Annotated in this window: 12 protein-coding genes; all 12 read left to right on the forward strand. The window is 36.3% G+C overall.

What is annotated here, in order from left to right:
- Positions 1–169 precede the first annotated feature (169 nt).
- The 12 genes from nifU (at position 170) to WMO42_RS01395 (ending at position 12,324) form a co-directional block, all read left to right on the forward strand.
- Positions 170–619 (forward strand): Fe-S cluster assembly scaffold protein NifU, encoded by a 450-nt coding sequence (gene nifU, locus WMO42_RS01340; protein ID WP_022502820.1) that lies wholly within the window; start codon positions 170–172, stop codon positions 617–619.
- The gene (locus WMO42_RS01345; protein WP_349171849.1) at positions 609–1,178 is read left to right on the forward strand and encodes a DUF3877 family protein; all 570 of its coding nucleotides are present in this window, start codon (positions 609–611) and stop codon (positions 1,176–1,178) included. The genes nifU and WMO42_RS01345 overlap by 11 nt, the downstream gene beginning before the upstream one ends.
- A gap of 329 nt (positions 1,179–1,507) precedes the next feature.
- Positions 1,508–1,726: a cation transporter gene (locus tag WMO42_RS01350; RefSeq protein WP_055306460.1), complete on the forward strand. Its 219-nt coding sequence runs from the start codon at positions 1,508–1,510 to the stop codon at positions 1,724–1,726.
- A gap of 54 nt (positions 1,727–1,780) precedes the next feature.
- Entirely contained in the window at positions 1,781–3,673 is a 1,893-nt protein-coding gene (locus WMO42_RS01355; protein WP_055175411.1) for a heavy metal translocating P-type ATPase, read from the forward strand.
- Between the two features lie 51 nt (positions 3,674–3,724).
- Positions 3,725–4,087 (forward strand): metalloregulator ArsR/SmtB family transcription factor, encoded by a 363-nt coding sequence (locus WMO42_RS01360; protein ID WP_349191380.1) that lies wholly within the window; start codon positions 3,725–3,727, stop codon positions 4,085–4,087.
- 475 nt (positions 4,088–4,562) lie between these two features.
- Positions 4,563–5,876 (forward strand): O-acetylhomoserine aminocarboxypropyltransferase/cysteine synthase family protein, encoded by a 1,314-nt coding sequence (locus tag WMO42_RS01365; protein ID WP_055306462.1) that lies wholly within the window; start codon positions 4,563–4,565, stop codon positions 5,874–5,876.
- 206 nt (positions 5,877–6,082) lie between these two features.
- Complete coding sequence (locus WMO42_RS01370) at positions 6,083–6,547, forward strand: YhcH/YjgK/YiaL family protein (protein ID WP_055306463.1); 465 nt, start codon at positions 6,083–6,085, stop codon at positions 6,545–6,547.
- A gap of 166 nt (positions 6,548–6,713) precedes the next feature.
- Positions 6,714–8,015: a response regulator gene (locus tag WMO42_RS01375; RefSeq protein ID WP_082437100.1), complete on the forward strand. Its 1,302-nt coding sequence runs from the start codon at positions 6,714–6,716 to the stop codon at positions 8,013–8,015.
- 131 nt (positions 8,016–8,146) lie between these two features.
- On the forward strand, positions 8,147–9,544 hold the full coding sequence (locus tag WMO42_RS01380; protein WP_055306464.1) for an NCS2 family permease: 1,398 nt from the start codon (positions 8,147–8,149) through the stop codon (positions 9,542–9,544).
- A 258-nt stretch (positions 9,545–9,802) separates the two neighbouring features.
- Positions 9,803–11,635 carry a bifunctional homocysteine S-methyltransferase/methylenetetrahydrofolate reductase gene (locus WMO42_RS01385; RefSeq protein WP_349191381.1) on the forward strand — a complete coding sequence of 611 codons (1,833 nt, stop codon included), beginning with the start codon at positions 9,803–9,805 and terminating at the stop codon, positions 11,633–11,635.
- 29 nt (positions 11,636–11,664) lie between these two features.
- Positions 11,665–11,832, forward strand: coding sequence for a hypothetical protein (locus tag WMO42_RS01390; RefSeq protein ID WP_022502810.1), 168 nt, complete (start codon positions 11,665–11,667; stop codon positions 11,830–11,832).
- Positions 11,833–11,913: 81 nt separating this feature from the next.
- Positions 11,914–12,324, forward strand: a complete 411-nt coding sequence (locus tag WMO42_RS01395; RefSeq protein ID WP_090139536.1) for a hypothetical protein — start codon at positions 11,914–11,916, stop codon at positions 12,322–12,324.
- The last annotated feature ends 62 nt before the right edge of the window (positions 12,325–12,386 follow it).

Consider the following 12,386-nt stretch of genomic DNA (forward strand, 5'->3'; position numbering starts at 1 on the left):
ATTTGATGAATAGGTTAAATATGCAGGTGAAATATGTTTTCGCCTGCGTATTCATTTGTATGGTTGACATATTGTACGAAAAATGGTAAAACATACAATAATGATATGAATTTTAAAATGCCTTATTTTGTCGTTAAGGTACAAAGGTTAGTAAAGGAGATATTAGAATATGCAGTATTCAGATAAAGTTATAGAGCATTTCAGCAATCCTCATAATGTAGGTGAGATAGAGAATGCAAGTGGTGTCGGTACAGTTGGTAACGCTAAGTGCGGAGATATTATGAGAATATATCTTGATATAGATGAGGATACTAAGATAATCAAGGATTGCAAGTTCAAGACATTTGGCTGTGGTGCAGCTATTGCAACAAGCAGTATGGCTACAGATATGGTTATTGGCAAGACAATATACGAAGCTATGGAAGTAACTAACAAGGCAGTTATGGAAGCACTTGATGGACTTCCACCAGTAAAGGTACACTGTTCGCTTCTTGCTGAGGAATCAATCCACGCAGCTCTCTGGGATTATTGCAAGAAGCATAATGTTGATATTCCTGGTCTTAAAGAGCCTAAGAAAGATGTTCACGATGGCGAGGAAGAAATAGAGGATGAAGAATAATATTATCAATGGATATGATAATTTACAGCACAATCTTATTGATTTAATCAGGGAAGAAGAAGCTAAGCTTGGTTACAGAAAAGAGAATATAAGATTATATTATCCTTTAAGCTCATTATGTCATATGTTTGGGTGCGATGTTAGGGATACAAGCTATAGTGATATGGTAAAGCTTCTTGAAGGCGATGATGAGGATTTCAGGCAATATACTGATATTCTTGGCGGTGTCACATTCAGTAATAAAAAAGACAGGTTCTGCTTTGAGATTAATGAAAATGGAGTGGAATATATTCACAATAATACTGACGAGAATGAGTTTATAAGAAAGCTTGTTGATCTTATTAGAAGCCATAGTACATCTATGAAAGATATAATTGAATTTTTTAATGACAGTTATGATGGAGTTATTATTGAGTATATCAAAGATGGTGAGTTTGATGTTCTTATAAAGTTTGCAGATAAAGCTGATGACAGATATTATTACTGCTTTAAAGATGAAGGATGTCATATTATATATCATAGATTTCTTCCAGAAGATTACGAAGATTTACAGTTATAATTAATTATCAATATAATAATTCAGAATTATGAGAAATATCAGAAGCCTGACAGGATTACATTGGATAATCTTGTCAGGTTTTTTTGTAGATAAATTTGGAGTAAAATAGCTGATTGAGAAAAATTAAACAATAACTTATTGAGAAAATTGTAACAATAACTTATTGGAAAATAAGTAAAAGCTATTGACAAACAATTAAACATTTGTTTAAATGTTTATATGAAGTAAAGCATAATATATAAGTGCTTCACATAATATTAAATTTATAAGCAAAGCGGGCTGGATAACAGGTCTGCAGTGTCGGTTAAGACACAGAAAGGTGGTTTGTTATGAAGAAAACATATGGTATTGAGGTTGATTGTGCTAACTGTGCATTAAAGATGGAAGATGCAGCTAAGAAGACAGCAGGTGTTAAAGATGCAACAGTTTCTTTTATGACACAGAAGATGAAGGTTGAATTCGATGAGGGAGCAGATGTGGCTTCTGTAATGCAGGACGTATTAAAGAACTGTAAGAAGGTTGAATCTGATTGCGAGATATTTCTTTAATTAATAATTAGTTAATGTTAATTAGGAGAATGCTTCGCAGGAATGGAGGATAATATGACTAAGAAGCAGAAAAAAGTATTAATAAGAATTATTATATCAGCCGTTCTTTTAGTAGCATTTAAGCTTATATGCTATCTTGCTCCTGTTAATAAATATGTGGAACTGGTGCTTTTCCTTATTCCATATCTTGTAATAGGATATGATATTTTAAAGAAGGCTGTTCACGGAATATTCCATGGTGAAGTATTTGATGAGAATTTTCTTATGGCAATAGCTACTGTCGGTGCAATAGCACTTGGTGAATATGTAGAAGGTGCAGCAGTTATGCTTTTCTACCAGATAGGTGAGCTTTTTCAGAGTTACGCTGTCGGCAAGAGCAGAAAGAATATCACAGCGCTTATGGATATAAGGCCTGACTATGCAAATATCGAGCAGGAAGGTGGGTTAGAACAGGTTGATCCGGATGATGTGGAAATCGGGACAATAATAGTAGTAAAACCTGGTGAGAAAATCCCAATCGATGGCATTGTTGTAAGTGGTGAATCTACACTTAACACAAGTGCACTTACAGGTGAGAGCCTTCCAAGAAGTGTAAAGGTCAAAGATGAGGTAATAAGCGGCTGTGTCAATCTGACAGGCCTTTTAAAGATAGAGACAACTAAAGAATTTGGCGAGTCTACAGTATCTAAGATATTGGATCTTGTTGAGAATTCAAGTATGAAAAAATCCCGTTCAGAGAATTTTATCACAAGATTTTCAAAGGTGTATACACCAGCGGTATGTATAGGAGCTTTGGTGCTTGCGGTTATTCCACCAGTAGTAAGTCTTATTATGGGCAATCCTGCTGAATGGTCAAAATGGCTTATAAGAGCTCTTACAACACTTGTTATAAGCTGCCCTTGTGCCCTTGTAATATCTATTCCTCTCAGCTTCTTTGGTGGAATAGGTGGAGCTTCTTCTAGAGGTATCCTTATCAAAGGTTCTAACTATCTTGAGAATTTATCTAAAGCCAAATATGTTGTATGCGATAAGACAGGAACACTTACTAAAGGTGTATTTGAAGTTACAGATGTTATAACTGCCAATGGATTTACTAAGGAAGATATTATTAAATCGGCAGCATATGCAGAAAGCTATTCAAGCCACCCAATCAGTAAGAGTATACGTGAGGCTTATGGTATGGAAGTTGAAACCGGACAGGTTACAGATATAGAGGAGATAAGCGGACACGGCGTAAAAGCTGATATAGGCGGTAAAGAAGTATTAGCTGGTAACTTAAAGCTTATGAATAAGTACAACATTGACAGCAGTGCTGGGAAAGATAGCATAGAAAATGCTCTTGGCACACTTGTATATGTAGCTATCGGTGGCATATATGCTGGTTGTATTGTAATATCAGATGTTATCAAGCCTACATCACAACAGGCGATTGCAGCACTTAAGAAAGCGGGCGTTAAAAAGGTTATTATGCTTACAGGCGATGCTAAGAAAGTTGCAGAACAGGTTGCAGGAAAGCTTGGTGTTGATGAAGTTAAGAGTGAGCTTTTGCCGGCAGATAAAGTTATTGAGGTTGAGAAGCTTCTTAACAGCAAGGGTAAAGATGAAATGCTTGCGTTTGTCGGTGATGGAATTAATGATGCGCCAGTACTTTCAAGAGCAGATATTGGTATAGCAATGGGTGCACTTGGTTCAGATGCGGCAATTGAGGCGGCTGATATTGTTCTTATGGATGACGACCCTGCAAAGATTGCTACAGCAATGAATATTTCGAGAAAGACATTAAGAATAGTTCACCAGAATATAGTATTTGCACTTGCAATAAAGATAGCCTGCCTTGCACTTGGTGCAGCAGGTGTTGCTAATATGTGGATGGCTATATTTGCAGATGTAGGTGTTATGGTGCTTGCAGTTCTTAATGCAACAAGATGTCTTTCATATAAAGATTAGCCTGCGAATAAGACAGACAGATTACAGTATGCAGATTAGGAGGAATGGGAAATGTCAGAAGTAAATCTTCCACACGACCACGGACAGAATATTGAAAAAGTTCTTGAAAGAATGCCAGACACAGATGAATGTGTAGTAGTGGCAGAAGTATTCAAGCAGATAAGTGATGGAAGCAGAATCAGGATATTATGGCTTTTATGTCATTGCGAGGAATGTGTAAGTAATATCGCGGCATCTATGAATATGAGTGACCCTGCGGTTTCACATCATCTTAAGCTGTTGAAAAAGAGCGGGCTTATAACAAGCAGAAGAGAAGGTAAAGAGATATATTATAAACTTGCGGATAGTGAGACGGCACAGCTGCTTCATCATATAATAGAGGAGATGTTCAGGATTACTTGTCCGTTGAATTAATAATCTTCAATGGCTCTGCCAGGAGGTGTGTGGCGGACGGATGTTGTGAAGGCTGTTTATTGCCGCTGGGCACGTTCGCACTGCTTGCAGCCGTAGCGGACACGTAAGCGGCTAAAGGACAGCCGCTAAGTGCCGACGGCTGCAAAAGCACCCAGCTTGTAATATAACACGCCTGCACAACTGGGGTGCGACAGACGGCGGGATGCGATCGGGAGATTATTAATTTAACGAGGGGGCGGTGTTTGGCTGGAGTAGTGTAATGAGAGATGGTTGTAATAATTAGCGGTGGCTTTTTGGCTGCCGCTTTTTTGTGTGTTGGGTTATAGGTAAAAACTATAATGGGTTATATTTATTAGGAATAATATCTACTATTGACTTGGTAGGTTAATGGCTGTAATATAATGACAACGATAACAAACACATATATGAATTATATGCTAAGACTTATTAGACAATAGATATGGAGGATATTATTATGGCAAAGAAACATTACGAAGACAGAAATCTTAAGTTTGAAACATTACAGTTACATGTAGGACAGGAACAGCCTGATCCAGTTACAGATGCAAGAGCAGTTCCAATCTACCTTACATCATCATATGTATTCCATAACAGCCAGCACGCTGCTGACAGATTCGGTCTTAAAGATGCAGGTAACATTTACGGACGTCTTACTAACCCAACAGAAGATGTATTTGAAAAGAGAATTGCAGCACTTGAAGGTGGTGTAGCAGCACTTGCAGTTGGTTCAGGAGCAGCAGCACTTGCATATGCTTTCCAGGCACTTGCACACGCAGGTGACCATATCGTAGCAGCTAAGAATATTTATGGTGGTACATACAACCTTTTAGCACATACATTTCCAGATTACGGAATTGAAGCTACATTCGTAGATCCATTTGATTATGATGCTATCGAAGCAGCTATCAGACCTAACACAAAGGCAGTACAGATTGAAACACTTGGCAATCCTAACTCAGAAGTAGTAGATATTGAAAGAATAGCTAAGATTGCACACGCACACAACATTCCGCTTGTAGTTGATAATACATTTGCAACACCTTACCTTGTAAGACCTATCGAATATGGTGCTGATATCGTAGTTCATTCAGCAACTAAGTTCATCGGTGGACACGGTACAACACTTGGTGGTGTAATCGTAGACAGCGGTAAGTTTGACTGGGTTGCAGCGGCAGATAAGTTCCCATGGTTAGTAGAGCCAAATGTATCATATCACGGCGTAAGCTTTGCAAAGGATACAGCTCCAGCAGCATTTGTTACATACATCAGAGCTATCCTTCTTCGTGATACAGGTGCTACAATTTCACCTATACATTCATTCATTTTCCTTCAGGGACTTGAAACATTATCACTTCGTGTAGAAAGACACGTTGAGAATGCATTAAAGGTAGTTCAGTACTTAAAGAATCAGCCATTAGTAGAAAAGGTTAACCATCCATCTATCTCAACTAATGCTGAGCAGCAGGAACTTTACAAGAAGTACTTCCCTAACGGTGGTGGTTCTATCTTCACATTTGAAATCAAGGGTGGAGCAGCAGAAGCACAGAAGTTCATCGATAACCTTGAGTTATTCTCACTTCTTGCAAATGTAGCTGATGTTAAGTCACTTGCTATACATCCAGCAAGCACAACTCATTCAGAGTGCAACGAAGCAGAACTTCTCGACCAGGGAATTAAACCTAACACAATCAGACTTTCAATCGGTACAGAGAATATTGATGATATTATCGAAGACCTTGATGAGGCATTTAAGGCTATTCAGGAATAATAATTAATAATAAAATCTTCTGATTAGATAAGTAGAATAGGACACGGGTATTATGCTGTAGTTCAATCTCAGGATTGGATATGGCGGATATCCGTGTTTTGTTGTGTAAGGTTGGAAAGTTGTTAGAAAAGTGTTGAAACTTGTATCATATAGTGCTACAGTTTATATAAGAAATTTTTTAAAAGACACGAAAGGGGTTTTTAACAATGATTTATGCATCACTTAATGCCAAGAAAGGCAATTATCAGTATCCAGCAGCTATTGCTACAGCTTTAGAGTTTCTTGCTAAGCCAGAAACAGCAGAGCTTCCAGTGGGAAGATATGAGCTTGACGGAGATAATATTTTTGTACTTATTCAGGACCAGACAACAGCTCCAGTTGAGAATAAGAGAGCAGAAAGCCATAGAAATTATATCGATATCCAGTATCTTTTCACAGGAAAGGAAGTACAGGGCTATGCACCACTTCTTCCAGGTGTTACAGGTGAAGAACCAGCAGGTAAGGATAATATTTTCTATGCAGATGTAGAGAATGAGCAGTTCGTAACATTACATCCGGGTGAATTCACAGTATTCTTTACTAATGATATTCATCGTCCTAACTGCACAATGGATGAACCAGTTAACATTCATAAGGCAGTTGTTAAGATTAAAGAAAGTCTCATTAAGTAATTGACAGATTATATACAAAATATATAGTTTTTTTATGAGTATTGTGACCTTTTGGTTGCAGTACTCATTTTTTGTACTTTTCTTAATAAATAATTGAAATTTTATTAAGAATGAATTAGAATATATTAAAATTAGAATAGTGATAATATAGTAAGGAGAGATATGTATGTTTAGTCAGTTATTTGGAAAATATCTTGTGGACAATAAAGTTATTACTAAGGAACAGTTGGATGAAGTTATTAGCAAGATGGAAAATGTAAGGGCAAAGCTTGGCTTTATTGCTGTATCAGAAGGTATTCTTACTAAGGAGAAGGCTGAGGAGATTAATATTCTTCAGACACAAAAGGATGCTAAGTTCGGTGATATAGCGGTTGAAGAAGGCTATATAACTAAGGAACAGCTAGAGGATATGCTTAATAAGCAGGGAAGCACTTATATCAAATTTATGCAGGTGCTTGAAGAGGTAAGTGGCCTTTCACAGAACGATATTGAAACACACATTGAAGAATTCAGAAAGAGCATTGGTTTTGCACCTGAAGAACTTGAGGCTTTAAAGAATGATGATATTGATAAGATTGTGCCTATGTTTGCATATGCTTCAAAGCCATATATAACAGATATTGCGGCACTTGCATTAAGAAATATTACAAGATTTGTTACAAGCAATTATTATATTGGAAAGATTGAGCATGTAAATAATTTTGAATATAGGGCATTTGCTGGACAGAGATGTGAAGGTGATGTTAATTCAGTGATAGGTTTTGCTGTAAAGAACGACCCACAGGCATTTATTGATATTGCAAAGGGATATTCTAAGTCAGATGATTTCCAATTCGGACTTGAAAGTTACGATGCAGTAGGTGAATTCATTAATTGTATAGATGGACTTTTCTCATCAGCATTATCTAATGAGAATATTGATATCGAAATTCTTCCTCAGTTCGCATATGAGAATCAGATTGCCAAGGGTAATGCTTATGTTCTGCCTATATATATCAATGGCTGTGAAGTATCATTATATATTGCTGTAGACAGTGATGTTACTATAGGGCAGATGCCTGTAACAAGAAAGCTTGCTGTTAAGGCTGGTTCGGTAGATGAGGGTGACAAGCACACAGTTCTTATCGTAGATGATTCAGGTATGTCAAGAATGATGTTAAGAAATATTCTTGAAGATGCTGGATATTGTATAGTCGCAGAAGCCTCTGATGGTCTTGAAGGTGAACTTGCTTATAAGCAGTATGCTCCGGATGTTGTTACGCTTGATATTACAATGCCTAATATGGATGGTATAGAGTGCCTTGAGAAGATTATGGACTATGATCCGGATGCTAATGTTATTATGATAACAGCCGCAGGACAGCAGAATAAGGTTATTAAGGCACTTAAAGAAGGTGCTAAGAAGTTCATTACTAAGCCTTATAATCTTGAAGATGTATTAAAGAACATTGGAGATATGGTTGAATAATATTAAACTTTCTATTAAAGTCTGTTAAATAATTATAAAAATAGACTGGTCAAAGTTAATAAATGTATGTTATAATCGAGTGTAAACGCTATATAAGCATACGTAATAATTTAAGGAACGGAGACTTAATAATGGAAAAGTTTTTTAAGGTAAAAGAACACGGCTCAACAGTAAGAGTTGAAGTTCTTGCCGGTATCACAACGTTTATGGCAATGTCGTATATCCTTATGGTTAATGCAGGTATGTTTTCTGCACTTCCAGAAGTATCCTACAATGCTATATACATTGCTACAGCTCTTTCAGCAGTTGTTGGAACATTTGCAATGGCATTTCTTGCTAACCTTCCGCTAGGTCTGGCATCAGGTATGGGACTTAATGCTTTTTTCGTGTATACAGCCTGCTTTAATTTTGGGTTAAGCTATGCTAACGCACTTGTATTAGTTCTTTTAGATGGTATTGTATTTATTATTCTTACAATAACAGGAATAAGAGCAAAGCTTTTTGCTGCTATACCTGACGCAGTAAGAATGGCTATACCAGCTGGTATCGGTCTTTTTATTGCATTTCTTGGTTTACAGAATGCAGGACTTATTGTTAATGATGAGTCAACACTTGTAAATCTTGCTTCATTTAATGTACTTAATGGTAATGCAAGCTGGGCAACAATTATGCCAAAGATTGTAACTATAGCTGCTCTTGTTATAATAGCAGTTCTTTCAGTAAGAAAGATTAAAGGTTCAGTACTCTGGGGCATTCTTGGTGGAACGGTTATTTACTATTTATTAGGATTTACTATACCAGGCTTTTATGATGGATTTTTTGAGGGAATGACTCTTAATCCATTTGCTGCATTTGGTGACTGGGCTTCAATGTCATTTGGCAAGGTATTTACACAGGGATTTGATTTCTCACATTATCTTGCTAATCATACAACAGCAGACCTTGTACTTATAATTGCTACAACAGCTCTTGCTTTCTGTATGGTAGATATGTTTGATACTCTTGGAACACTTTATGGTGCATGCTCAAGAGGTGATATGCTTGATGAGAATGGACAGGTTCCTAATTTTGAGAAGGCTATGTTATCAGATGCCCTTGCAACTTGTGTAGGTGCTGTATGTGGTACATCTACAGTTACAACATTCGTTGAGTCATCATCAGGTGTTGCAGAAGGTGGAAGGACAGGTTTATCATCATTCACAACAGGATGTTTGTTCTTTGTGGCAATGTTCTTAAGCCCTATAGCAGCATTAATTCCAGGTAGTGCTACAGCAGCAGCTCTTATATACGTTGGTGTACTTATGATGGGTGGTGTAGCTAAGATTGACTGGAATGATATATCAGTTGCAGTTCCAGCATTCCTTACAATTGCATTTATGTCATTTGCATATAATATAAGTTATGGTATTGCATTTGGTCTTATATCATATATTCTTATAAAAGTATTTTCTGGCAAGTCTAAGGAAGTTAAAGCATTTACATGGGTAATAGCTATATTATTTACCCTAATGTTCTTCCTTACACATTAATCAGATGTAGAATATAAAAAATATATTAATATATGCCAGATTGGTGTCGGTTATTCACTTAAAGTGTGACCGGCACCAATGTAGCAATATGGGATTTACTAATTAACAATATTATATATGAATAAGATGTGATTTTAATTGAAATATATTAATAACAGAAGTATCGGTTGATTAATTAAGGTTTAATTGAAATGGTATTTATAAGGAATACCGATTGATTAAGAATTGAAAAGAACGTAGAGAGGAATAGAGAGTTGTATGGAAAAGCTTAAAACCTATTTAGAAGCACATAAGTTAATAACGGACGGAGCATTTGGTACATATTACTCAAGAGTTTATGATACTAATGAACTGCCAGAGTCTGTTAATATTACTATGGGCAGACGTGTCACAGATATTCACAAAGAATATATTAATGCAGGGGCAAAGCTTATAAGAACCAATACATTTGCGGCTAATACTGTTAATCTTGAATGCAATTTTGATGAGGTTAAAGCTAATATAAAAGCAGCTGTTGCCAATGCAAGACAGGCAGTTAAGGAATGTGGCAGGGAAGTATATATTGCCGCAGATATAGGTCCTATACCTAATGATAATCTTTTTGACAAGCAGGCAGTAGTAGATGAATATGTAGATATTGCGAAGGTATTTCTTGAAGAAGGAATTAATGTATTCGTGTTCGAGACATTTGCAGATTTGTCTAATATATCTGATGCCATAGATTATATAGGAAGTGCTGCGACTGGTGGAATTAATATAGCAGATAGTGTTTTGACAGACAGACCATTTGTTATAACACAGTTTGCAATCAACCAGTTTGGATATAGTAATTGTGGACTTAGTTCGTCTAAGCTAGTTAAGCTTGCAGATGATAATCCGTATATCGATGCTCTAGGATTTAACTGCGGAATTGGACCGGGACATATGGAACAGTTCATATTAAAGGAACGCCGTCATACTGACAAGTATTTAAGTGCACTTCCTAATGCAGGTTATCCTCAGGCAGTCAGCGGACGTATGATATTCTCTGACAAGAATATGGATTATTATTCTGATAAAATGTGTGAATTGTTAAATGCAGGTGCTGATATAATCGGCGGCTGCTGTGGAACAACACCTGACTATATTGACAGAATAGCTTCCAAAGCAGATTTTACACAGAACAGACAGGGTGAAGGCTGTGATTGGGAGACTGATAATTCAGTACAGGCAGTAAACACAGCATTTTATCACAATAAGGAGGGGAAGAAGCTTATCGCAGTTGAGCTTGCACCTCCATTTGACAGTAATGCTGATAAGCTCTTAGATGCGGCACATTATCTTAAAAGCAAGGGTGTAGATGTATTGACATTTCCTGACTCACCATCAGGAAGAACAAGAGCAGACTCTATTCTTATGGCAGAAAAAGTGTCAAGGCAGACGGGAATGTGTGTTATGCCACATCTTTGCTGTAGGGATAAAAATGCCATCGCAATCAGGTCACAGATATTAGGTGCTGATATTAATGGCATTAATAATTTTCTTGTCATTACAGGTGATCCAATACCTTCGGTAATGAGAAGCAGTGTTAAGAGCGTATTTAACTTTGACTCTGTAGGCTTTATGAATATATTAGATGATATGAATTCAGAACAGTTTGCAGACCAGCCTGTTACATATGGCGGAGCTATTAATCAGGGCAGAAAAAGACTGGATATAGAGATTGGACGAGTAAAGAAGAAAATGGAAGCAGGAGCTACATTTTTTATGACACAGCCAGCATTCTGTGATGAGGATATAGAAAGAATTGCCACAATAAAAAAAGAAACAGGTGCAAGAATTCTATGTGGAATAATGCCGTTAGTGAGCTTTAAGAATGCTTCATTTATGAAGAATGAGATGACAGGCATTAATGTAACTGATGAGGTTCTGTTAAGATACAGACCGGATATGACTAAAGAAGAAGGAGAGCAGGCAGGAATTGATTTGGCTGTTGAAATTATTAATAAATCCATCGATATAGTTGACGGATATTACTTCTCTTTCCCATTTATAAGAGTACATATGCTTGATAAAATAATTAAACAGTCAGAACTATATGTTAATAACTAGATACATAAGACATATGGAGGTGGGGAATTATGAATGAGGCACAAGTTAAACATTTTATAGTTATGGAAAGACAAAAAGGTACAACAATAGAAGAATTAATATTCATTCTTCACGATAATGGTGTGCCAGAATATGAGATATCTAATTATCTTGAAATTTCAATTAAATATGTTGAGGAAATCTTAAGTGATTATTAATAAATGAAGCGGTATTAATGGTTGCAAATAAGGCATTTTGGGGATATAATCTATTAAAAGCACAGTTAATGGAGGAGTCTTATGGAAGTATATGAGATGCCTATTACGGTTGAAGAGTCAAGGAATTATCACAAGCTGTTATATCAGTTAAAAGCACTTAATCTTGTTGAATGGATTAAGACTTACATATTTACGGTTATATTTAATATGATATTTGCATTTGTTATATTTACATTTTCAACAAATTTAGCATTATATATCTGGAATAATGTACCAATGGGTATTAAGCTTCTGTTATTTGTTGTTGTATTCTTTCTTGTAGCATTGCAGAGATCTAAGAATATGCAGTTAAAAGCTATGTTACAGAAGTATTTTATTAATAATATTCCTCAGGAATTCTTATCAGGTGGAATACAGTTAAAGAAGATTAAAGTATCAAAGAATTCTTTAAAGGTGTATTATAGAAGATTTCACACACAGGATTTCCAATGATATTTCAGAATTGTAAAAGCTCCTTTTTGAATAAGAAAGGGGCTTTTAATATGCACAAGAAT

It is taken from the genome of Lachnospira sp. CLA-JM-H23 (assembly GCF_040096425.1).
In the GTDB taxonomy this organism is placed as follows: Bacteria; Bacillota; Clostridia; order Lachnospirales; family Lachnospiraceae; genus Lachnospira; species Lachnospira rogosae.

Excerpts from the sequence above, each read along its gene's own strand:
- nifU (WP_022502820.1), top strand. The coding sequence starts at position 170 with ATGCAGTATTCAGATAAAGTTATAGAGCATTTCAGCAATCCTCATAAT.
- WMO42_RS01345 (WP_349171849.1), top strand. The coding sequence starts at position 609 with ATGAAGAATAATATTATCAATGGATATGATAATTTACAGCACAATCTT.
- WMO42_RS01350 (WP_055306460.1), top strand. The coding sequence starts at position 1,508 with ATGAAGAAAACATATGGTATTGAGGTTGATTGTGCTAACTGTGCATTA.
- WMO42_RS01355 (WP_055175411.1), top strand. The coding sequence starts at position 1,781 with ATGACTAAGAAGCAGAAAAAAGTATTAATAAGAATTATTATATCAGCC.
- WMO42_RS01360 (WP_349191380.1), top strand. The coding sequence starts at position 3,725 with ATGTCAGAAGTAAATCTTCCACACGACCACGGACAGAATATTGAAAAA.
- WMO42_RS01365 (WP_055306462.1), top strand. The coding sequence starts at position 4,563 with ATGGCAAAGAAACATTACGAAGACAGAAATCTTAAGTTTGAAACATTA.
- WMO42_RS01370 (WP_055306463.1), top strand. The coding sequence starts at position 6,083 with ATGATTTATGCATCACTTAATGCCAAGAAAGGCAATTATCAGTATCCA.
- WMO42_RS01375 (WP_082437100.1), top strand. The coding sequence starts at position 6,714 with ATGTTTAGTCAGTTATTTGGAAAATATCTTGTGGACAATAAAGTTATT.
- WMO42_RS01380 (WP_055306464.1), top strand. The coding sequence starts at position 8,147 with ATGGAAAAGTTTTTTAAGGTAAAAGAACACGGCTCAACAGTAAGAGTT.
- WMO42_RS01385 (WP_349191381.1), top strand. The coding sequence starts at position 9,803 with ATGGAAAAGCTTAAAACCTATTTAGAAGCACATAAGTTAATAACGGAC.
- WMO42_RS01390 (WP_022502810.1), top strand. The coding sequence starts at position 11,665 with ATGAATGAGGCACAAGTTAAACATTTTATAGTTATGGAAAGACAAAAA.
- WMO42_RS01395 (WP_090139536.1), top strand. The coding sequence starts at position 11,914 with ATGGAAGTATATGAGATGCCTATTACGGTTGAAGAGTCAAGGAATTAT.